This window comes from Arthrobacter sp. M2012083 (assembly GCF_000281065.1).
Taxonomy (GTDB): Bacteria; Actinomycetota; Actinomycetes; order Actinomycetales; family Micrococcaceae; genus Arthrobacter.
In genome coordinates this window covers 1-22,882 of the sequence record NZ_AKKK01000032.1, presented here as the reverse complement: position 1 = coordinate 22,882, position 22,882 = coordinate 1, and the positions used below count along the sequence as shown (strand labels likewise).

Sequence of the window (22,882 nt, the reverse complement as noted above, 5' to 3'; positions counted from 1 at the left end):
ACAGCACATCCCGGCCCGATCTCAAATCGAGGCATTTCCCCGGATGATTTCCGCCAATTTCAGCCTATTTCCGGGGATTTTTGCTAGTCGTCGGTCAGGGTGACGCCAACGCCACCAACCAACGTTGCGGAAATGTTATACAGCACGGCCGAAAGCATGGACAGAGCAGTCAGCAGGACCACGTTCACTACGGCGATGATGGTGGCAAACGATGCCACCTGGCCAAGCGAAGCAATCTTCTTCAGTTCGAACCCGCTGCCTTCGGAGCCCGCCAGGGTGCCGAGAAGGCTATCCACCTGATTAAAGATGCCTGTGAGATCCAACACGGTCCACAGAACAATTGCTGCCACGACGGTGACGATGCCCAATGCAACAGACAGCAGAAATGCCATCTTCAGCACCGACCAAGGGTCGACCTTGCTGATAAGGAGGCGCGCACGCCGAACCTTTGCCTTTGGGGCCGGCTTCACAAGTCCGGGACCACCTTGGGCAGGGCGCTGGGTAGCCGTGCCTGCGGGACGCTGGCCTGGCTGCGCGGGACGTTGGCCCGGGGCACCGGCGGGACGCTGCGCCCCGGTGGCCGGACGCTGGCCGGGAGCACCGGTAGGCCGCTGGGCGGAGTTGGTGCCACCTGCGGGACGTGCTCCACCCGCGCCGGCGCCGGAAGAACCGGTTCCGGGACGCTGCTGGGGCCGTGCAGGTGTTCCTGCCTGTGCGCTGCCCGAGGGCTGCCGGAGTCCGCCGGGGACACCTGTGCTCGGCTTGGGATATGAGTCGGAATTACTCACTCGTTACCTCCGGTATTGTCTTCGTTCAGCTCCGCGCCCGTTTCGATTTCCGGGTCTGCGTCGTTTTCCGTTTCGTCCGTCACGGTCACCTCGGAGGCGCCGTCGTTTGCAGCCAACGTTACGTCATCGTCGAGTCCGTCCTCTGACTCTTCTACTTCCAGGCCGCGTTCGCTGTTGCGCGCAACCTCGATAATGCGGTCGTTCTTGTCCGGCTTGGCGAAGATGACACCCATGGTGTCGCGGCCCTTGGCGGGGACGCCGGTCACGGCCGAGCGGACCACCTTGCCGCCCTCCATGACCACCAGGACTTCGTCCTCTTCCTGCACGATCAGTGCGCCAACAAGGTCACCGCGGTCTTCAGCCAGCTTGGCCACCTTGATGCCCAGGCCGCCACGGCCCTGGAGCCGATACTCGTCCACGGCGGTCCGCTTGGCGTAGCCACCTTCGGTCACGATGAACACGAAAGAGCCGTCCTGGACAACGTCCGCGGCAAGAAGTTCGTCGTCTTCACGGAACTTCATACCGGTCACACCGGAGGTGGCGCGGCCCATGGGACGCAACGCATCATCGGTTGCCGTGAAGCGGATGGACTGGCCCTTGCGTGACACCAGGAGGAGGTCATCGGTTTCGCTGACCAACTGGGCCGAGACAAGCTCGTCTTCATCGCGCAGGTTGATAGCGATGACGCCGGCCGTACGGTTGGTGTCATAGTCCTCCAACCGTGTCTTCTTGACCAAGCCATTCTTGGTGGCCAGGACCAGGTACGGAGCCTGCTGGTAGTCCCTCAGGTCAAGGACCTGGGCGATGTGCTCATCGGGCTGGAAGGCCAGCAAGTTGGCGACGTGCTGGCCCTTGGCATCGCGGCCGGCTTCTGCCAGTTCGTAAGCCTTTGCCCGGTACACGCGTCCAAGGTTGGTGAAGAACAGCAACCAGTGGTGCGTGGTGGTGACGAAGAAGTGCTCCACCACGTCGTCGCCACGCAGCTGCGCACCCTTGATGCCCTTGCCGCCACGCTGCTGCGAACGGTAGTTGTCGCTGCGGGTGCGCTTGACGTAGCCGCCACGGGTGATGGTGACAACCATTTCCTCTTCGGGGATCAGGTCCTCCATGGACATGTCGCCATCGAAGCCCATCAGGATGTGCGTACGGCGGTCGTCGCCGTGCTTGGCAACGATCTCCGCTAGTTCCTCGCTGATGATCTGGCGCTGGCGTTCCTCGGAAGCCAGGATCGCGTTGTATTCCTGAATCATCGCTTCGAGCTCGGAGTGCCGGTCCTGGATCTTCTGGCGTTCCAGGGCAGCCAAACGGCGCAGCTGCATGTCCAGGATGGCGCGGGCCTGAAGTTCGTCGATCTCCAGGAGCTCCATGAGTCCCTCACGGGCCGCTTCCGTGGTGTTGGAGGCGCGGATAAGCGCAATGACCTCGTCCAGCATGTCCAGTGCCTTGAGGAGTGCCCGCAGAATGTGCGCTTCTTCCTCGGCCTTGCGCAAGCGGTAGCGGGTCCGTCGGGCAATGACGTCCATTTGGTGCGCAACCCAGTGCCGGATGAAGGCATCCAGGCTCAGCGTGCGCGGGACGCCGTCGACGATTGCCAGCATGTTCGCCGAGAAGTTGTCCTGCAGCTGGGTGTGCTTGTACAGGTTGTTGAGGACCACCTTGGCCACGGCATCGCGCTTGAGCACGATCACCAGGCGCTGGCCGGTGCGACCGGAGGTTTCATCGCGGAGGTCCGCGATGCCCTGGATCTTACCGTCCTTGACCAGTTCGGCGATCTTGATGGCCAGGTTGTCCGGGTTGGCCTGGTACGGAAGCTCGGTCACCACCAGGCACGTGCGGCCTTGGAGTTCCTCCACGTTGACCACGGCCCGCATGGTGATGGAACCGCGGCCGGTTCGGTAGGCGTCTTCGATCCCCTTGTGGCCCAGAATGGTGGCTCCCGTGGGGAAGTCGGGGCCCTTGATACGCAGCAGCAGTGCTTCGAGGAGCTCTTCGCGCGTGGCGGTGGGGTTATCAAGCGCCCACTGGACGCCTTCGGCAACCTCGCGAAGGTTGTGCGGCGGAATGTTGGTGGCCATGCCGACGGCGATACCTGAGGAGCCGTTGACCAGCAGGTTGGGGAAACGCGCCGGCAGGATGGTGGGTTCCTGGTTCTTGCCGTCGTAGTTGTCCTGGAAGTCGACGGTTTCTTCGTCGATGTCGCGGACCATTTCCATGGCCAGCTGGGCCATCTTGGTTTCGGTGTAACGCGGTGCAGCAGCGCCGTCGTTACCGGGCGAACCGAAGTTACCTTGACCGAGTGCCAGCGGGTAGCGCATGGTCCAGTCCTGGATGAGGCGGACCAGGGCATCGTAGATCGCCATGTCGCCGTGAGGGTGGTACGTACCCATGACGTCGCCCACGACGCGGGCACACTTGTTGAAAGAGCGGTCGGGGCGGTATCCGCCGTCGAACATCGCGTACAAAACACGGCGGTGCACCGGTTTGAGGCCATCGCGGACATCCGGGAGGGCTCGGCCCACGATAACGGCCATTGCGTAGTCCAGGTAGGAACGCTGCATTTCCGTTTGCAGGTCCACCTGTTCGACGCGGTCGGTCAGCACATCGCCCTCAAGGATGACGTCATCAGCGTTGGATTCCGCCGGGACTTCGGGAGTTTCGTCACTCATAATCTAAGGTTTCCGTTTCAGGTATATGTCAGTTCTGGAATATCAATTGCCCGAATGGGCCCTTAGATATCGAGGAACCTGACGTCCTTGGCGTTCTGCTGGATGAAGTTACGGCGCGATTCGACGTCCTCGCCCATCAAGACCGAGAAGGTTTGATCGGCGGCCAGTGCGTCATCCATGGTGACCTGCAGCAGGGTGCGACGATCCGGGTCCATGGTGGTATCCCAAAGTTCCGTGTAGTCCATCTCGCCAAGGCCCTTGTAGCGCTGGATGCCGTTGTCCTTGGGCAGTCGCTTGTTCATGGCGGCACCCTTTCGGATGGTTTCATCGCGTTCGCGGTCGCTGTAAACGTAGTCGTGGGCTGCGTTGGACCACTTGATCCTGTACAGCGGCGGCTGGGCAAGGTACACGTAACCGTTCTCGATGAGCGGACGCATGTAGCGGAACAGCAGCGTCATCAACAGGGTGGTGATGTGCTGGCCATCGACGTCAGCATCGGCCATCAGGACGATCTTGTGGTAGCGGAGCTTGGCGATATCGAAATCCTCGCCAATGCCCGTTCCGAACGCGGTGATCATGGACTGGACTTCGGCGTTACCCAACGCTTTGTCCAGGCGGGCGCGCTCCACGTTCAGGATCTTCCCTCGCAGCGGCAGGATGGCCTGGGTCTCAGGGTTACGGCCACGCTTGGCAGAACCACCGGCCGAGTCACCCTCCACAAGGTAAACCTCGCAACGTGAGGGATCCTTGGAAGAGCAGTCAGAGAGCTTGCCGGGCATGCCGAAGGACTCCAGCGGGCTCTTACGGCGGGCGTTATCGCGGGCCTTGCGAGCTGCCATACGGGCCTGGGCAGCGGAAATGGCCTTGCGGATTACATCGCGGGCCGGGCCGGGATTCCGTTCCAACCAGTCACCCAACTGGTCCGTGACAACGCGCTGGACGAAGCCCTTGACCTCGGAGTTGCCCAGTTTGGTCTTGGTCTGGCCTTCGAACTGCGGCTCGGAAAGCTTCACCGAGATAACGGCCGTCAAACCTTCACGGATGTCATCGCCGGTAAGGTTGTCTTCCTTTTCCTTGATGATGCTCTTCTCCCGCGCATAGCGGTTGATGAGCGAGGTCATCGCGGCGCGGAAACCTTCTTCGTGCGTTCCACCCTCATGGGTGTTGATCGTGTTTGCATACGTGTGGACACTTTCCGAGTAAGCGGTGGTCCACTGCATGGCAACCTCGACGGCGATGTGCCGCTCAGTATCTTCGGTTTCGAAAGCGATGACGTCCTCGTGGACGATTTCAACCTTCTTGCTCGAGTTCAGGTGCTTAACGTAGTCCAGCAGGCCGTCCGGGTATTCGTAGACGACGGTGCGGTGCTCAGCGGCGACTTCGCCTTCGGTTGCGACGGCATCGAGATCAAGATCGTCATCCCCGTCACGGTTGACCGGACGCTCATCAGTCAGCGTGATCCGCAGTCCCTTATTGAGGAAGGCCATCTGCTGAAAACGTGCACGCAGCGTCTCGAAGTCGAACTCGGTGGACTCGAAGATGGTTCCGTCCGGGTAGAACGTCTGGGACGTCCCCGTCACGTCGGTAGCCTCGCCCTTGACGAGTTCGCCCTGAGGCTTGCCGCCGTCGGCGAAGGTCATGCGCCAAACGTGACCCTGGCGGCGGACTTCAGTGTCAACCCGGCGCGACAGGGCGTTGACCACCGAAATACCAACACCGTGAAGACCACCGGAAACGGCATAGCCGCCGCCCCCGAACTTGCCGCCGGCGTGCAGGATGGTCATGACCACTTCGACGGTGGGCTTGCCCTCGGTCGGGTGAATGTCCACGGGAATGCCGCGGCCGTCGTCCACAACGCGGACTCCACCATCAGCACGGAGCGTGATTTCGATGTGGCTGCAGTAACCAGCCAAGGCCTCGTCAACAGAGTTGTCCACCACTTCATAGACCAAGTGGTGCAGGCCGCGTGGACCGGTTGAGCCGATGTACATGCCGGGGCGTTTGCGCACGGCTTCGAGACCCTCCAGCACGGTAATATCGCTGGCACCGTACTCCCTGGGCGCCTCCGCGGGCGTGTCAGGCTTGGGAACAGTCTCCTCTTCGGGCTCTACTGCCAAGGTCTCTGCATTGTCGTTAGCCACAGGCGCTTTCGACTCCTCTGTACTCGATGTCGGCCGTTCCCGGAGCTGCCCACGGCGAACCGCGGCCGCCAACGGGCACGTGACTGATTGCGCCGTTTACTCCGACGAAGGGGTCCCCGATGCCACAGGAGTGGATTCAAGACCCGACGACGTTTCACCGGCGCTCAGTGATCTACGCCAATTCTATCGTGGAAACGCGTGAATCCTTGCAAATACGGGGGCAGCCGAGAGCTGAATATGGCCGTGGGAGACCACTGGCCCTATCTTCAGTGGCCCTACGGTGGTCCCGACGGGGGCCTATACGACTCGGGGGCGTTGAAACGCCCTGCACGCCGTTTAGCCGTAAGTGTCCCTCGGTCCGCGACCGTTGACGCTGCGCCCGCCTTTTCGCCAACTTGGAGCTGACGGCCCCAGCACCTGAATGCTCGTGACCACTCCTTCGCCCAGTTCATTTCGGAACATCTCCAAGAGGCTGGTGCTCAAAAGCCGCAGCTGCGTGGCCCAAGCCGTGGAGTCGCAACGAACATGAAGCGTGGTGTCGGTGAAGCTCTCCGGCGTGCAGTGGGCGGAGATGTCCGGCCCCACCAGAGTCTCCCACTCCGCCATGACCGAGCCGACGGCCACAGGCGAGGTCCAACCGCGTTCGGCCACCAAACGACCTACTACTTTTCCAAGTCCCAAGGGATCACGGCCGCTGCCATGGAATTGGGTGAAGCCCCTGGTATCCCGCAGCCCTTTGCGTTGTGGAGCGGATCCGGGCCTTGGCGCACGTTGCCGTACTTCGCCCCGGGCAGCTGCGGCTTCGCGCATCCGGTTCAGCGCCGCTTGGGCAGCATCAATTTCATCCGGCTCACGGCCGGGTTGAAGTCCTTCGTGGCTATCCTTCGCCATCGATGCCTCCCGGAACAACGGTTACGCGCCGTCCGGCCAGCTCCTCGGGGATATCGGCATCGACGGCGGCAGTCACCAGTACTTGCTCGGCACCGGCGACTATTGCTGCCAGTTTACGCCGCCGCTGGACATCGAGTTCCGCGAAAACATCGTCCAGGATGAGGATTGGCGCAGTGCCACCGGTCCGGGCGTCATCCAGCATCACATAGTAGGAAGCCAGACGCAGTGACAGGCACATGGACCACGTTTCACCATGCGACGCGTAACCCTTGGCCGGGGCCTGTCCCAGAACGAGTTCCAGTTCGTCGCGGTGCGGACCCACCAAGGAGATGCCCCGTTCCAGTTCCTTTTTCCTGGAGGCTGCGAAGGCCTGGATGTAGCGCTCCGTAAGTTCGTCAACGGACAGCAGCCGGAGGTCATCAACCGACGCCGAAGGCTCCGTTGCCTGGTCGGCCGGCCCGCCGTCGTCGTCAAGTACGCCCTGAATGGTTGAGCGGTAGACGGCTCCAGCGTCCTTGGATCCATCAGTGAGTTGGGCATAAGCGCTGTTCAGGTGGGGACGCAAGCGCTCCACAAGTTCCAGGCGTGCGTGAAGGAGATCCGCGCCGGCACGGGCCATGTGCTGATCCCAGACATCCAGGGTTGCCTCGTGCCCGGCGGTGAACTTGCCGGTACGAGCCGATTTCAGCAGGGCATTGCGTTGCTTCAATACTCGGTCATAGTCGCTGCGGGTTGCAGCGTGCCGCGGAACGAGGCTCACCAGCAGCTCGTCCAGAAAGCGCCTCCGGTTCGAAGGATCGCCCTTGACCAGCGCTAAATCCTCGGGTGCGAACAACACCGTTTGGCAGATTCCCAAAATGTCTCTGGCCCGGACCGGGTTGCTGCGGTTGATGCGCCCACGGTTCGCGCGCCCGGAGTTGATCTCAAGCTCAATAACCGTTGCCTGCTCGCCACGGACGAGCCTCGCCCGGATCATGGCGCGCTCCGTGCCGAAACGAAGAAGTGGAGCGTCCGTGCTGACCCGGTGGGAACTCAACGTGGCCAGGTACCCGATGGCTTCCATGAGGTTGGTCTTGCCGATTCCGTTGGAACCCACCAAGACCGTCACGCCGGGGCCGAGTTTCAGGTCGACTTGTGCATAGCTTCGGAAATCCGTCAGCGAAAGATGTTCGAGGTACACGCCGTTCGTAGGACTCCTGCGGCCTAGTTGGCCGGACGGGTGGCGTGTCCGCCGAACTGGTGGCGCAGTGCGGAAACCATCTTCATGGCAGGTGAATTGTCTTCGCGGGAGGCAAAGCGGGCAAAGAGTGCAGCCGTGATTGCAGGCGCGGGCACAGCATTGGCGATCGCTTCTTCCACGGTCCAACGGCCTTCGCCGGAGTCCTCGACGTAGTCATCGATCGAGGCCAAGCCTGGATCTTCGTCCAATGCCTTGACCATAAGGTCCAAAAGCCACGAACGGACAACCGTGCCCTTTTGCCACGCACGGAAAGTCCCCGGAAGGTCCTTCACGATGTCCTTTGCAGCCAGCAATTCGTAGCCCTCGGCGTACGCCTGCATGAGGCCGTACTCAATGCCGTTGTGAACCATCTTGGCGTAGTGGCCCGCACCAACTCCGCCAACGTGGACGAAGCTGTCTGCCCGTTCACCCTCGGGACGGAGGGCATCGAAAACGGGCATGGCAAGTTCAATGTCCTCGTCGGCACCGCCTGCCATGAGGCCATAACCGTTCTGGAGGCCCCAAACACCGCCGGACACACCACAATCCGCGAAGCGGATGCTCTTTTCGGCAAGTGCAGCAGCGTGCTTCTGGTCTTCCGTGAATCGTGAGTTGCCGCCGTCGATGACCAAGTCGCCGGGGCTGAGTTTCTCGCCAAGTTCGGTTACGACGGCATCCGTGGTGGCACCGGATGGAACCATGACCCATACCAACCGAGGAGTGGGCAATGCCGCGATGAGTTCATCAACCGACGCGACGTCCGTGACATCGGGATTGCGATCAAAACCTGTGACTTCAATGCCACCGTTCCTCATGCGTTCCCGCATGTTGAAACCCATTTTTCCGAGGCCGATCAGTCCGATGTGCACAGTGTGAACTCTTTTCTGTGGAAGTGGCGGGAAACGGTACCGGGCTGGGCCCAATCGGCTCGCAGCTAGTTGGGGAGGCGGACCGGCATCACGAGGTAACGGTAGTCGTCCTGGTCTTCGCCATCTGCTTCTGCCTGGGCCGTAATCATGGCCGGCTTGGGGGCAGTGGTAAAGGAGAAACGAACGTATTTGGTTTCGATGACGCTCAAGCCTTCAACCAAATAATGCGGGTTGAACGCAACGGTGATGTCTTCACCGGAAAGCTGGGCTTCCAGCTCCTCGGAGGCCTGCGCATCTTCGCCAGTACCGGCATCAAGGTTCAGCAGGCCTTGGGTGAAAGCAAGACGGACCGGAGTGTTTCGCTCGGCCACAAGCGAGACACGGCGAACGGCCTCCACAAGTTCCTGGGTCTGGACTGTTGCGTGGATCGGCGTGGAGTCCGGGAAGAGTGAACGGATCTTGGGGTAGTCGCCGTCAACCAGAAGTGACGTGGTGGTCCGTCCACCACTTTCGAAACCAATGAGACGGCTGTCGTCGTCGGCAAGGGCGAGGTTGATGTCGCCGCTGCCGCCGAGGGTTTTGGCCACTTCGTTCAGGGTCTTGGATTTGACCAGGGCGCTGGTGGAAATGCCCGGAGTTACAGGCTTCCACGGGACCTCGCGCATGGCGAGGCGGTAGCGGTCCGTGGCAAGGAGGGTGATGAGGTCATCCTCGATCTCCATACGAACGCCGGTGAGTATCGGAAGGGTGTCATCCTTGCTTGCCGCGATGATCACCTGGGACACAGCCTGCGCGAAAGCATCGCCGGGCAAGGTGCCGCTGATCGCGGGAAGGGCCGGTAGTGCCGGGTACTCCGACTCGGGCATGGTGGCCAGGTGAAAGCTGCTTCGGCGGCAGGTAAGAGTGACTTTGCTGCCATCTGTCTCGACTTCGACAGGAGCCGATGGAAGGCTGCGGCAGATGTCCGCCAACAAGCGCCCCGAAACCAAGATGGTGCCTTCAACGGCGATATCCGCGGGGATTTCCAAACGAGCTGAGGTCTCGTAGTCAAAGCTGGACAGGCTAACGGTTCCTGCCTCGGCTTTGAGGAGGAGGCCGGAAAGCACGGGAACGGGCGGCCGCGGAGACAACGACCGCGCGGTCCACGTAACGGCTTCTGCCAGGACGTCGCGGTCGACTCTGAACTTCACGGAAGGGTGCCGCCTTTCATTGCTGCTGCCATGTAGTAGCTGCGGCTTCCTGCTTGGAAGCCGCTAAATCTTCGCAGTCCGGTACCGGAACCTGCATGGTCCGCACTTAGCGAACTACAAGCAGACCCAAGGATGGGAGCGCTGCTGACAGCTTAGCCGGAAGATCCGCGATTAACCCATCCCCGTCGGGCCGGACCGCTCGTATGTGGACGGCGCAGGCCGGCTACGGCCTGGCTCGTCGTCTGTCGTTTTGTGGGACGGGGCGGGTGGCAGAACGAGATTGTTATTTGAGGGATTTCAATTTTTTGGGATTCGTAGTGTTAATAACTGCTGTGGAAACTGTGGATAACCCGATCTCGCCGCGTCGTTTCGCGGTTAAGCCCTGTTCACGGATTGTGCGTTAACTGGGTTTTAAACAGGGTGTGGATGGGGACAACTCCCAGGCCGGTTTTTAACGATCCACAGACGGCTTAAGGGTTTTAAGCCCATTAACCGCGCTTGTCCCCTTAAGTATCCACAGGCTTATCCACATGCACCTGTTAATAAGGTATGTAGTGCCGGGCGCGATGTGGATTTCAGGAGTCCCGCTGCTGCTGTTTGATCCGGTTGGTCAGCTCCGTGACCTGGTTGTAAATCACACGGCGCTCTGCCATCAGCTCGCGGATCTTGCGGTCTGCGTGGATAACGGTGGTGTGGTCACGACCACCGAGCTCCTGTCCGATCTTCGGCAAGGACATGTCCGTCAGCTCGCGGCACAGGTACATGGCGATCTGCCGGGCCGTCACCAGGGTGCGTGTACGGGACTTGCTGCAGAGCTCTTCCATGCTGAGCTTGAAGTAGTCAGCTGTCTGGTCCAGGATCTGCTTCGCGGTGATTTCCTGGGCACCGTCGTCGGTGATGAGGTCCTTCAGGACCATCTCAGCGAGGGCCACGTCCACAGGTTGACGGTTGAGGCTCGCGAACGCCGTGACGCGGATCAGCGCGCCTTCAAGTTCGCGGATGTTGCTGGAGATCTTGGAAGCGATGTACTCCAAGGCATCGTCCGGCGCGGAGAGACCCTCGCTGAGGCCCTTCTTGCGAAGGATGGCGATACGGGTCTCCAGTTCAGGGGGCTGGATATCCGTCAGGAGGCCCCACTCGAAACGGGACGTCATGCGGTCTTCGAAGCCGGCGAGCATCTTGGGCGGCTGGTCGGAGGTGATGACAACCTGCTTGTTGGCGTTGTGCAGGGCATTGAACGTGTGGAAGAACTCTTCCTGGGTCCGGTCCTTGCCCGCCAGGAACTGGATGTCATCGATCAGGAGCACGTCCACGTTGCGGTACGTGGTCTTGAAGCTGGTGCCTTCGTCATCGCGGATGGAGTTGATGAAGTCGTTGGTGAACTCTTCCGAGTTCACGTAGCGGACCCGGATGCCGCTGTAGAGCCGGCGGGCATAGTGTCCGATTGCGTGAAGCAGGTGGGTCTTGCCCAAACCTGAATCGCCGTAGATGAACAAAGGGTTGTAAGCCTTCGCCGGAGCTTCAGCCACGGCCACTGCAGCCGCATGGGCAAAGCGGTTCGATGAACCGATCACAAATGTATCGAAGATGTACTTCGGGTTCAGTCGGCCGAACTCATGCGAGGTACTCGGTGGCGTGGGCTGCGGCTTCGGTTCGGCGAAGTCGGATACTGCGGAAAGCTCGACGGCGGGTTCGGGCTCAGCGTGGACGGGCACCAGATCGGTGTCCACGTCGATTGCACAGCGTATGTCGTCCGAGAAGACATTGCGGAGGGCATCGTCCAAGGCGTCCTTGACCTGCGTCTGAAGGACCTCGCGGGTGAGTTCATTCGGCACGGCCACCAGCAGGGTTGAACCGATGAGGCCCTGTGCCTGGGCGAGTATGACGAAACCGCGCTGACGGGGTGATACCCGGTCGTCTTGTTCCATGAGGCTCAGCACCCTGCGCCAGGAACTTCCGACAGTGTTGGCGTGGTTGGCTTCGTCTACTGTCATCAATCAGTTCCTAAATACTTGCTTGCCGGCGTTGCTGGCAGCCGAAGTGCCTCCGGCGGCGCTGTTCTGGGCGATAATCCACAGAGTTATACACAGCGGGTGGACATTGGGCTACTGAGCCACTCTAGGGGATGAAATCGCTAGAAGATAGCTGGGAAGTTGCCTGTGGATAATTACACCGCTGTGGTTCCCAAAAGCGGCCTGTGAGCCACTTCATCCACAGGCAGGGAACTGCGGTTGAACACAGCTGTGGATACCTCCGCGGCAGGCTCCCGGTTTGACTGTGGGTGCCTTTTTGCCCTAACGTTGTGAAGTCCTTTGTGTCCGCTTTTGAGATCAGTTGTAACTCCGTACGTTCACCGTGCGGGAGGCAACGGCGGCAGGCACATACAAAACTTAGCGTCGGCCAGTTCTTCCCCTTTTTTGATCGGGTGGGCGCACCTTTGATCCACTGGAGTAACTAACGTGAGCAAGCGGACTTTTCAGCCGAATAACCGCCGTCGGGCCAAGAAGCACGGCTTCCGCCTTCGTATGCGCACCCGTGCCGGCCGCGCCATCCTGGCTGCCCGTCGCGGCAAGGGCCGCGTCGAACTGTCGGCGTAAATAACTGACTTGTCGGTCAGGGTCTTTTTGCGGGTTCGACGGTGCTAGCCACCCCTAACCGTCTGCGGACGTCTACCGACTTTTCAACAACTGTACGTTCCGGCGTCCGCAATGGACGCCGGAACTTAGTGTTATATACGGCCTCTATCGGGGCCGGGGAGCCGAGTCGAATCGGCTTCATTGTCTCCAAAGCCGTCGGGAACGCCGTGACCAGGAACCTCGTTAAGAGGAGACTGAGAGAAGCAGGCGCACTGTCCTTGCACACGCATGGAACGGGTCTGGCGGTAGTAGTCCGGGCGCTGCCCGCAGCTGCAACAGCCAGCTGGGAGCAGTTGCTCTCGGACTACAACGCCGCACTGGCAGTGACGACGAAGCGATTGGGTGGATCAGCTCCACGCAATGCTTCGACCGAACACAACGGCACCACAACGGAAGGGACACCGCGTGCATGACATAAGCACCGCCGTCGTTCCTTCCTCAAGCGACCCCTCCGGGAAGGTTCCGCACCGGAGCCTTCCGGCAGCGGTAGGCACGTTCCTCTGGGAGCTGCCCCGCAACATCCTCATTCTCTTGCTGAAGGCGTACCGTAAGGTCGTCTCACCCCTGTACGGCCAGGTTTGCCGTTTCTTCCCCTCCTGCTCGGCCTACGCCTTGGAAGCAGTGACGGTGCATGGCGCCGTGAAGGGCAGCTGGCTCGCAGCGAAAAGGCTCGCCAAATGCCACCCTTGGAACGCCGGTGGAGTGGACCATGTCCCCGCTGGTCACCGTCATTGGCCTGAAGGCCGGACGCCCACAATTGTTGTACTGAACAATCCGGACCAGTTCCTGGCTGCTCAGGCTGATGAAGAAGGCCGCTCGGCGGCCTAACGAATAGGGATATCGTATGGACTTCTTTGAAACAATCATGTTTCCGTTCAAGTGGCTGGTGTCAATCATCATGGTTGGCTTCCACGAGGGACTGAGCTTCATTGGGCTGCCCGCCGCGAACGGCTGGACGTGGACTTTGTCCATCATTGGCCTCGTGTTGGTGATCCGTGCCGCCCTGATTCCTGTCTTCGTCAAGCAGATCAAAGCGCAGCGCGGCATGCAGCTGCTGCAGCCGGACCTGAAGAAACTTCAGACCAAGTACAAGGGCAAGACCGATCAGCTGTCCCGCCAAGCAATGGCGCAGGAACAGATGGCGCTGTACAAGAAGCACGGCACCAACCCGTTCTCGGCCTGTTTGCCGATGCTGATCCAGATGCCGTTCTTCTTCGCGCTGTTCCAGGTGTTGTCGGGTATCACCGCCGCCCGAAACAGCGGCAAGGGCATAGGTGCCATGAGCGCCGACCAAGTTGTCCAGTTTGATGAGTCCAGCATCTTTGGTGCGCCGCTGTCCGCTTCACTGCTTCATGGCGGTGCCGGCGGCAACGAAGTTGCAGTATGGATCCTGAGCATCGTCATGATCATCGCCATGACGGCCTCGCAGTTCATCACGCAGAAGCAGATCATGGCCAAGAACATGTCCGAAGAGGCCATGGCCAGCCCGTTCATGCGCCAGCAGAAGATGATGCTTTATATCCTGCCGCTCGTCTTCGGTATCGGTGGCATCAACTTCCCGATCGGTGTCCTTATCTACTGGACCACCACCAACCTCTGGACCATGGGCCAGCAGTTCTTCGTCATCCGCCGTATGCCTACGCCGGGATCCCCCGCAGCCAAGGCGCTGGAAGAGCGCCGTGCCGCAAAGGGTCTGCCCCCGCTGCTGGGTGGAAAGAAGAACGCCGCCGCGGATGCTGCCGCTGAAGCCGAAGCTGCCGCCGCGGCAGCCGCCGAAATCAGGGCCCAGCGCGTCCAGCCACAACGTAAGAACAGGAAGAAGAAGTAATGTCTGCCGAGAGCACCGAAGAAGCAATGACCGCTGTGACCGAAGACCAAGAGGACTCGCAGGAAGAGACGCAGTCCAAGACAGCCAGCCGCTTGGAAGAGGAAGGCGACATCGCCGCCGACTACCTCGAGGAACTCCTGGACATCGCCGACATCGACGGTGACATCGACATCGAGGTCCGCAACGGACGCACATACATCTCCATCGGTGCTGATGAAGAGTCTGCAGCGCTGGACAGTCTCGTCGGGCGGGATGGAGAAGTCCTGGAAGCCCTGCAGGAACTGGCCCGTCTTTCGGTCCTTTCGGCCACCGAAAGCCGTTCACGTCTTGTCCTGGACATCAATGGATACCGCAAGGAGCGCGCCGGCGTACTTCAGCAGATCGCCGAGGATGCTGTGGCGAAGGTCAAGGCTGATGGCGGCACGGTTGCCCTTGAGCCGATGAGTGCTTATGAGCGCAAGATCGTCCACGACGCCGTTGCTGATCTCGGATTCGTCTCCGAGTCCGAGGGCGAAGGCGCTGGCCGCCACATCGTCGTTTCGGCTGACTAGCAGCTCATGGTTGAAATCACGGCAGCTGAACTGGAAGCGGCAGAGAAAATCTTTGGGGAGCGCTTGGATCTTGCCAAGCGCTACGTGGAACATCTGGCTACGTCAGGTACTGAACGCGGGCTGATAGGTCCCCGTGAGATACCGCGCCTTTGGAGTCGTCACGTCCTAAACTGTGCAGTAATTGAGTCCGCCATTGCCATGGACAGCCATGTTGCCGACGTCGGGTCCGGCGCGGGCCTTCCGGGCCTTTGCCTGGCAATTGCCCGCCCTGATCTCGAGCTGACCTTGATTGAGCCGCTGGAGCGTCGTGTCATCTGGCTCCAAGAGGTTGTTGATGACCTCGGCCTGGACAACGTCACCATTATGAGGACCCGGGCTGAGCTCGCAGTCGGAATGGTGGATGCTGACGTCGTTACAGCACGGGCTGTTTCCGCCCTCTCCAATCTGGCTGGTCTCACCATCCCTCTCTTGAATGGTCATGGCGAAGTGGTGGCCATCAAGGGGCGCAGCGCCGCGGAAGAGATTGAGAAGGCAAAGAAGGTCATCCGCAAACTTGGCGGCGTGGAAACGTCAGTTGTGGTTTGTGGACAGGAGCTTTTGGAGGAACCCACCACCGTGGTGAGGATTATCGTCAACAAGCCCGGAAAGACGGCGTAGGTCCCGCTCGGTTTCCCGCGTGTCGGCGGTCGAGCGGTTAGGCTAGAGAACGGCAGCAAGCGCCGAAAGAGAGTGAGAGTGTGACCAGTGGGTAGTAGTGAAACCTCCACGCAGCGAATTCCCCCGTTTATGTCTTTGGGGTCCGCGCGGGCCATGGCTACACCTTCTGCATCTCTTCAGTCCGCAATAGTGCGTACGGATTCGGTTGATAATGCCGCCGTTTCACGTGAAACCGTCTCAGATGGAGTGCGTAACGTCATGGATTCCATCGATGATTCCAGTCCCATCGCCCGCCAGCTGGCTAACGAAACCCGACGCCGCGAACGGCTGATTGGCCGGGAATTGCCTAAGCCTGATAAAACTCGCATTTTCACGGTTTCCAATCAAAAGGGCGGTGTAGGTAAGACCACCACTACCGTGAACATCGCTGCGGCTTTGGCGTCTGCCGGTCTCAACGTGTTGGTGATCGACATCGACCCCCAGGGCAATGCCTCCACGGCTTTGGGTATTGAGCACCACGCTGACGTAGACAGCATCTACGATGTGCTCATCAACGATCTTCCCCTGAAGGACGTCGTAGCTCCGTGCCCTGACATCCCCAACCTGATTTGCGCGCCCGCCACCATTCACCTGGCTGGCGCCGAGATTGAGCTCGTTTCACTCGTTGCCCGCGAGCAGCGACTCCGCCGCGCCATTGACGTCTACGCCAAGGAGCGCGAGAGCAATGGCGAGGGCCGGCTGGACTTCATCTTCATCGACTGCCCGCCCAGCCTTGGGCTTCTGACAGTCAACGCGTTCTGCGCCGCCAGTGAGGTGCTGATTCCCATCCAGTGCGAGTACTACGCTCTGGAAGGCTTGAGCCAATTGCTCAAGAACATCGAGATGATTCAGAAGCACTTGAATGCTGACCTCGTTGTGTCCACCATTCTCCTTACCATGTACGACGGCCGGACGAACCTTGCTGCCCAAGTTGCTTCCGAGGTCCGCCAGCACTTCCCCGAGCAGGTTCTGGGGGCCGTAGTTCCGCGGTCGGTACGAATCTCGGAAGCTCCGAGCTACCAGCAGACAGTCATGACGTACGATCCTTCTTCGAGCGGGGCGCTTTCCTACATGGAAGCCGCCGCCGAAATAGCTGAACGCTAGAATTCTTGAAACACTGCAACAGCTTGGGCCGGTTCGTGCTCGGCTATTCCATCGAAGGGATGAATCAATGAGCGAAAAGCGAAGGGGCCTCGGCAGGGGTCTTGGGGCTCTCATTCCTAGCTCGGCCGCGGCCCAAGGGAACGGCGCTTCCCCGTCACGTCCCGTGGATCTATTTTTTCCTGAGGCCCGGAAAGCCGAGGAGCCTGCGCCGGTAGAGCCCGTAGTTGAGGAATCGCGTACTGGCGATGCCAAACCAGCTCCTGCCAAATCAGCTGCCAAGGCCCCGGCGACGAAATCCTCCAGCACCAAGACGTCGACGTCTGCAAGGGCGGGTTCGAAGTCCGCCGCTTCGACAGCTGCCGCCGCTGGTAAGCCAGCTTCAGACGTAACAGGTTCGACGGCGGCCGTCGCGCCTTCCGCTGCATCCGCGAGCTCCGCACCCAACGTGGAGCTGGTGGAGGTCCCTGGTGCACGGTTTGCTGAAATCCCCGTCGGCGACATCCACCCTAACCGCAAACAGCCTCGTTCGGTCTTCGATGAAGACGACATGGCCGAGCTGGTTCACTCTGTGCGGGAAATCGGAGTCCTCCAGCCAATTGTTGTGCGTACTTCAACCGAAAAGGGTGGAGAGCCGTATGAACTGGTCATGGGTGAACGTCGTTGGCGTGCAGTGCAGGCCGCAGGACTCGAAACGATCCCTGCGATTGTCCGTGATACCACCGACGATGACCTACTCCGTGATGCCCTTCTGGAAAACCTGCACCGCAGCCAGCTGAATCCTTTGGAAGAAGCAGCCGCGTACCAGCAGCTCTTGGAAGACTTCGGTACCACGCACGAGCAGCTGGCAGACAGGATCGGCCGCTCCCGTCCGCAGGTGTCCAACACACTGCGACTGCTCAAGCTTCCGCCGCTGGTTCAGAGACGTGTCGCTGCGGGTGTCTTGTCCGCCGGGCATGCACGTGCCTTGCTCGCACTCCCTGATGCTGCGGCTATGGAACGAATGGCGCAGAAGATCGTGGCCGAGGGCATGTCAGTACGCGCCACTGAGGAATCGGTTGCTCTGTACCAAGATCCCACCACGCCGGCCAAGACCAGCATCCCCAAGCCCAATGCCCGGCACGAACGCCTGGACTACCTTGCATCATCGCTTTCGGATCGTTTGGACACAAACGTCAAGATTACTTTGGGTGCACGCAAGGGACGCGTCAGTATTGAGTTCGCTAGCGTTGAGGATCTCAACCGTATTATGGACGTTCTCGGCCCTGGCGCAGAGGACTAACCACAACTATCGACTGAATGGGGCTCACATAGGTGTGGGCCCCATTTTTTTGTAGAAACACGACTGTCTGTCACTGCGGCACTGCTTCTGCCGATAGCTTTCGGTGTTTCACGTGAAACAAGGTGCCTCCGGCTGGCTGAAAGCGTTAGGCGAACTGAAGGCGGGGCGTGGATTACGACAGGGCACGGCGGCGCTTGAGCCCATTGCTAGCCAATGCGGGCTGAGACGTAGGCATCTAACTACTGCAGCGTTTAGGTTCCGTTAGGCCACTCGTGCCCAGGAGGGCGGTTCGACCCCGTGCGTCACTCGGCGTTCCTTGGCACTTTAGCAGTCCCTGTCGAGGCCCCAGTGCTTTGGAATGTTGATCTTGGTGCCTCATTTCGGCCGCGGAAGCTCCGTCAACGACAAACCGGGGGTAGCGCTCACTACAGCGCCCTTTGCTTGGGGACGGAACGTCCTCCTGGTGCGCAATCTATCGAACAGTTACTGCCGGTTCTGGTGCGCCTGACGTACGACCCAGCCACTGGTGCTCATGGACGGTACAAGCACTAGTTGGGTACGGATAGTCTGGTACCGCTCTGCGCCGCGCTTCTATCGGTGAGTTTCACGTGAAACATGGTTTGCGCGTGCTTTGGCTGAGTGCGCTCTCCTTCATTGGAATATGCATGGCACTGCGCTTCCGACTGTTTGCGCAGCATCGGACCGAGCCTGGTCCTCATGAACCAGACCAGCGTCCCGTTGTGTGGCCGGAATAATAGTACGAAGCCTAAGCTCAGGGTTGGTCGTGTTTCACGTGAAACGCCAGCTGATTCAAGGAGAGCGGAGCGCAGCTCGTAGAACTCTGCTAATCCGATGGAAGTTGCTGGTCGGGCATCTGCACATGATGGACGACCAGGACTAGACCGCCGATTCGGCGGGTTAGTACCTAACAAAACGGCATGCGGCATCTGAAAGACCATCCGTTTCACGTGAAACACCCGCACTCTTCGGGCTGTGGTTGGAGTTCCTTTACGCTTTACTGGTCGCACCTTGCATCCGTATAGCCTCCGCCATAGGTCGCAAACAGTCGTACGCCAACATGCTGGTGCCTGCATCCAAGTTTCAGGTTCTGCTGCCCTAATCCCGCTTTGAGCGTGTGTATTGATTCTTGGAGTGAACAGGCCGTTTGGCAGTGCACTTTTGCTGGTCCTGTGGAGCGACAATGTCTAGTAGCCGGTGTCCACTTGCCAGGTCTGGTTGATTGCGGGGCGGCGCGCGTGACGGACCTGAGAGCGTCGCACGAGGGAAACCTGCAAGGGTCCTGGGGCTCGTGAGGTTCTGAATGGCTTGTGTCTTTGTGAGACCCTTGGTCGTGGGTACGACTTGAGCATCAAGCCGTGCGCTCCGCCCAACCATCGAGTCGCAGATGGATTGTGAGTTCGTGCAGCCAAGAATGCCCACGGGATGGTTTCTGGAGGATGCAGAAACGTCGGCTTAGGCGGGCCATCACGCCACAGAGCCCCCTTCCCCCGATCTGTTCCCAGGCTCTCCTTGGGCCGCGTCTAGGCCTGAAGCCTCATCGTCCAACGCTTCATCCGCACATCGGCCGTATACCGAGGGCTACCTCCCTAGCGGACGTAGCTTGACTCATGCACAGCCTGCCCTCATTGTTGCTATTGACGGGGTCTTCTCATTTATGGGGCGGCGCTCCCCCGATCCCGTTGTGAGGTCTCTGTGCGTAGCTGAACCGCACTTGGAAACTGCAGTTGAGGATCTGGATAACAGCTTGGAGACGATAGGCACCTTCATCTGACGTGGCCCGGGTTGGCCCGCCATTGGAAACTGAGGTTCGCATTGCATCGTCCGAAATGTTTCCCACACGGACACAGGACGCCATGTCGTAGCACGGCGCTCGGCAGCAACCATATCAGCGGTGAAGGATGGCATCTCGTGATCGATAGGAAGCAGCTGTGATCGCTAAGCAGCTCGAAGCAGCACAGCTAGTCACAGTGACACGTGCCACGATTGGTCTGATGTCGCCGAATTGATTACTGACCTCGGTAGGCTTTGTCGTCGTCCCCTCTCACTGACTGGTCACTGCCGGTGGAAGACAGATGCCCTATCGGAGCCCGACGGTGACGTCGGAAGCCTAGCCAGCCACCCAAGGCGGGGGTTTTCGTTTCACGTGAAACAGGGTGCTGGCGGGCTTTACACTGCGGTGAAAGTCTTACGATCCAAGAGAAGTGCGGTGGATAAGCCGGTGGATATCCCTGTGGAAAAGGTTGGGGATAACTATGTGCGTATGTGGTGGGTTATCGTCAAGCAAGGCTGGCTTGGTGGACCTCTGCCCTGTGGTTCGACTGGACAGCTATTTCGGCGGAGCTCGATATGGCCCAGCCTGGAATGTCTTGTGAGAGTCTAGGCTGCCAGATGTCAGAGATAGCCCAATTTTCGTTGAATTACGGTGCTATGGGGCGATTCAGCGGTTCCGGTGCGGCCAAATGCAGGTTCTGCTTGCCTTGTCACCTTGGCATGAAGCCAACCCTCGAATTCACCATCAGGGTGGGCTCTCTCGGGTCAGGTGTGGGGAACATCATGAGCGGTGGATAACCCTGTGGATAACGATGTGTATAAGCCAGTGGATAAGGTCAACGAAATTTGGCGATCCATGTGTCAAACCGAACCGGATCCGAACCACCAGGGCGTCTCGGATGAGCTGCCATTACCTTGCGTTGTGTTGGCCCACGTCTCTCATGAGCAATGCATTCGCCTCGGGGCTTGTTCGCTACACCAGGGGAGACACCGTTTCGGAGACCGTCCCCTTTGACGTTCCGCAGGTGGCCAGGGCCGGCTCTAGCGATTGATCCGATGTCTCCAGTCCTGGCGAGTCCTACTCTTCAAATAGTCTGGTGAATCCGACGTGCTGGTGGCAGTCAGTCGGTCACTTATATGCGCATTGACCTCCATGCGCCTGTGGCTAATCGGAGGGCTCACAGTTTCGACTGCGATGTTTCACGTGAAACTCCGTGCGGCCGTTCGCGCGGCGTTTCACGTGAAACAATTTGTCCGTCGGCAGCTACAGGCCCACCAGTTCTGGACGGCTCCGCATGTCGGTGCCCGCGGCTGCTTGGGCGCCGAACCGCGTTGTCCATGACAGTGGATACGTGAGACAGTCGTTCTCCGCGCTTTCCACAAGGGCCCTACCAGCATCTCGTTCCCGCGTTGACTCGCGTGGTCATGGTGCCAACCAAGCTGTGGTGGAGACATCGTTGGTACCGGAGAGAAGTTGGTGGCGGCTCTGACGATCCATACCGCGCGATGCTTCGATTGACGGTCGTCCAGTCGTTAGAACCTGTGAACGCTCAGTGCGCGTCGGGTTGTCATCGCCTGGGGCACATGTTGCTGGAACTCCCCCTATTGCGTCAGGGCTTGCCACCGACGCATCACTCGCCAGTCGGGAAACGGTTCCCTCATCCACGTTCAATGTGACTGAATCGCAGTGCGGCTCTTTGGACGCCGATCCTTATGGAATCCAGGAAGTGGGGAGGGCGCTATCCGACTGGAAGTCGTTGGCACCTGATTTGGTTCGAGGTGTAGGTAAGCGGCGATGAAGTGAAGTGGGGACCGTGGCGGATGGCGAGATCTCGTTTCACGTGAAACACTGCCCGCCTTTGCCCGTGGAGATAGTCTCCCCACGCGTAGGTTACGTGATGTGCACTCGCCATGACCCGATCCGTATGGAGCATCATAGATTGTGCCGGTAGGGGGTGCCTGTTCTTGAAAATCCTGAGGTTCGAGCGTAATACTGATGTACTGCTTCCTCGGATGCCGTCATGAGGGCCGGGAAAGCGACGTTCTCAACTGTCCTGTTGCCAGGTGCGTGCTTCGTGACCAGTGGACATAGGAACTTTCTGGAAAACGAGCACGTGCGACAGGCAGCGGAATGCGTACGGAGAGCGGCGGTTCTGCGCCTTGGCCTGGCATGGCAGACGGGCGATCTCGTCAGGGCGGTTCCGAGGTTGGGTTCTCCACCCAGATCAGCGCTTGGATGGCTAAGGAGGCCGTGCGCTTCTTGTCCAGGACCAGATGCCTTCCTTCGTTCCCTCAACCCCGGACGAGGCTCCTCACAGCTTCCGCGGCACCTGGAACTTCTTTCGACGCACGTCCAAAGTCAGAGTCTGCTAGTACCGACCGCTGCTCTGACGTACAAGGGGCCATGGGAAGTGTGTGGTCGCGGTGCGGCCTCCAAAGGCCCATTGCGGCTTTCCAGCTTCCTGAGGCACCCTTTCGACCTTGAGGGAGCCAACTGCGTCAGAAGGACCAGCGGAAGCTGCATCACGATACTCCGACGACTTCTGGATCTTGTCTATGAAACCGCTAAATGGCGATCCCGTTGTGGAGCGATTCAGAATCCGACAGTTCTCACAGCACTTCTAATGAAGGTTTAGCCCATGCCGTCCGCATTTGACTCCGTTACGCTGACTCCAAGTTTCTCAGCGGCCTATCCATCGGCTGGGTTTAATGCGGGCCCGGCTGTTGCCTGCAGTGCAGCCGCCTTGGGTTGGGAGTGCTCGGGGGAATCCCGGGAGAGTCATTGCTGTGTGGTTGTGGTTGCTGATCTGGTTGCTTTCCGTGGCCTCGAACTCCCGTGCTGTTGTCGCCCCTGATGTTTCACGTGAAACAAGCTCGGGCGGACGCTACTTGACGCAAACCTAGTTGCTAGCTGGCCCTCCGTTTCACGTGAAACAAATCAGTCGGCGTGAGACTCCGGAGAAAGAAGCTCAGACAAGCTGACACAGACCCTGGTTGTAGTGCTTTCGGTTGACCCGAGTTGATCTGAAGCCGGGAAGAGTAAGAGTCATTCGGATGCTAGTCCTACTAATCCCATAAGACCATTTACGTATTTGCCGATGAACCATCCTGGTAGGTCCCTATCGCCCAGCTAACGCGAATCATGTACCCGATTTGCAGACCAAGCTAACCCGTGTCGAAGGGTGGGGTCCAAGGCGGCGGGGGGTGAGAGAGGGGGGGTCCAAGGCGGTGGG

At 59.7% G+C, this 22,882-nt stretch carries 16 protein-coding genes; 8 read left to right on the top strand and 8 right to left on the bottom strand.

The annotated features are described in order from the left end of the window. Nucleotides 1–83: 83 nt before the first annotated feature. The 8 genes from A477_RS0114905 to dnaA form a co-directional block, all read right to left on the bottom strand. Complete coding sequence (locus tag A477_RS0114905; protein ID WP_017199755.1) at nt 84–788, bottom strand: DUF3566 domain-containing protein; 705 nt, start codon at nt 786–788, stop codon at nt 84–86. Then, the gene (gene gyrA, locus A477_RS0114900) at nt 785–3,454 is read right to left on the bottom strand and encodes a DNA gyrase subunit A (RefSeq protein ID WP_017199754.1); all 2,670 of its coding nucleotides are present in this window, start codon (nt 3,452–3,454) and stop codon (nt 785–787) included. The genes A477_RS0114905 and gyrA overlap by 4 nt, the downstream gene beginning before the upstream one ends. A 62-nt stretch (nt 3,455–3,516) precedes the next feature. Further along, nucleotides 3,517–5,595: a DNA topoisomerase (ATP-hydrolyzing) subunit B gene (gyrB, locus tag A477_RS0114895; protein ID WP_017199753.1), complete on the bottom strand. Its 2,079-nt coding sequence runs from the start codon at nt 5,593–5,595 to the stop codon at nt 3,517–3,519. Between the two features lie 336 nt (nt 5,596–5,931). Further along, nucleotides 5,932–6,486 (bottom strand): DciA family protein, encoded by a 555-nt coding sequence (locus tag A477_RS0114890; protein WP_017199752.1) that lies wholly within the window; start codon nt 6,484–6,486, stop codon nt 5,932–5,934. Beyond that, on the bottom strand, nt 6,473–7,666 hold the full coding sequence (gene recF / locus A477_RS0114885; protein ID WP_017199751.1) for a DNA replication/repair protein RecF: 1,194 nt from the start codon (nt 7,664–7,666) through the stop codon (nt 6,473–6,475). The genes A477_RS0114890 and recF overlap by 14 nt, the downstream gene beginning before the upstream one ends. Nucleotides 7,667–7,689: 23 nt before the next feature. Next, nucleotides 7,690–8,574: a phosphogluconate dehydrogenase (NAD(+)-dependent, decarboxylating) gene (gene gnd, locus A477_RS0114880; protein ID WP_017199750.1), complete on the bottom strand. Its 885-nt coding sequence runs from the start codon at nt 8,572–8,574 to the stop codon at nt 7,690–7,692. 65 nt (nt 8,575–8,639) lie between these two features. After that, on the bottom strand, nt 8,640–9,764 hold the full coding sequence (gene dnaN / locus A477_RS0114875; RefSeq protein WP_011772783.1) for a DNA polymerase III subunit beta: 1,125 nt from the start codon (nt 9,762–9,764) through the stop codon (nt 8,640–8,642). A gap of 575 nt (nt 9,765–10,339) precedes the next feature. After that, the gene (dnaA, locus tag A477_RS0114870; protein WP_017199749.1) at nt 10,340–11,758 is read right to left on the bottom strand and encodes a chromosomal replication initiator protein DnaA; all 1,419 of its coding nucleotides are present in this window, start codon (nt 11,756–11,758) and stop codon (nt 10,340–10,342) included. 465 nt (nt 11,759–12,223) lie between these two features. On the opposite strand from dnaA, the gene rpmH reads away from it, so the two are divergent. The 8 genes from rpmH (at nt 12,224) to A477_RS0114835 (ending at nt 17,858) form a co-directional block, all read left to right on the top strand. Further along, a complete protein-coding gene (gene rpmH, locus A477_RS0114865; RefSeq protein ID WP_011776797.1) occupies nt 12,224–12,361 on the top strand; it encodes a 50S ribosomal protein L34 in 138 nt (45 codons plus the stop codon). Nucleotides 12,362–12,402: 41 nt separating this feature from the next. Next, nucleotides 12,403–12,813: a ribonuclease P protein component gene (gene rnpA / locus A477_RS23015; RefSeq protein ID WP_043470913.1), complete on the top strand. Its 411-nt coding sequence runs from the start codon at nt 12,403–12,405 to the stop codon at nt 12,811–12,813. Next, nucleotides 12,743–13,228 (top strand): membrane protein insertion efficiency factor YidD, encoded by a 486-nt coding sequence (gene yidD / locus A477_RS0114860; RefSeq protein WP_017199748.1) that lies wholly within the window; start codon nt 12,743–12,745, stop codon nt 13,226–13,228. Before rnpA ends, yidD begins: the two co-directional genes overlap by 71 nt. Nucleotides 13,229–13,244: 16 nt before the next feature. Then, entirely contained in the window at nt 13,245–14,228 is a 984-nt protein-coding gene (yidC, locus tag A477_RS0114855) for a membrane protein insertase YidC (RefSeq protein ID WP_017199747.1), read from the top strand. Further along, nucleotides 14,228–14,779, top strand: coding sequence for a Jag family protein (locus A477_RS0114850; protein WP_017199746.1), 552 nt, complete (start codon nt 14,228–14,230; stop codon nt 14,777–14,779). The genes yidC and A477_RS0114850 overlap by 1 nt, the downstream gene beginning before the upstream one ends. Nucleotides 14,780–14,785: 6 nt before the next feature. After that, complete coding sequence (gene rsmG / locus A477_RS0114845) at nt 14,786–15,436, top strand: 16S rRNA (guanine(527)-N(7))-methyltransferase RsmG (RefSeq protein WP_011776793.1); 651 nt, start codon at nt 14,786–14,788, stop codon at nt 15,434–15,436. Nucleotides 15,437–15,523: 87 nt separating this feature from the next. Then, on the top strand, nt 15,524–16,579 hold the full coding sequence (locus tag A477_RS0114840; RefSeq protein WP_157367099.1) for a ParA family protein: 1,056 nt from the start codon (nt 15,524–15,526) through the stop codon (nt 16,577–16,579). A 67-nt stretch (nt 16,580–16,646) separates the two neighbouring features. Further along, nucleotides 16,647–17,858 (top strand): ParB/RepB/Spo0J family partition protein, encoded by a 1,212-nt coding sequence (locus tag A477_RS0114835; protein ID WP_017199744.1) that lies wholly within the window; start codon nt 16,647–16,649, stop codon nt 17,856–17,858. Nucleotides 17,859–22,882 lie beyond the last annotated feature (5,024 nt).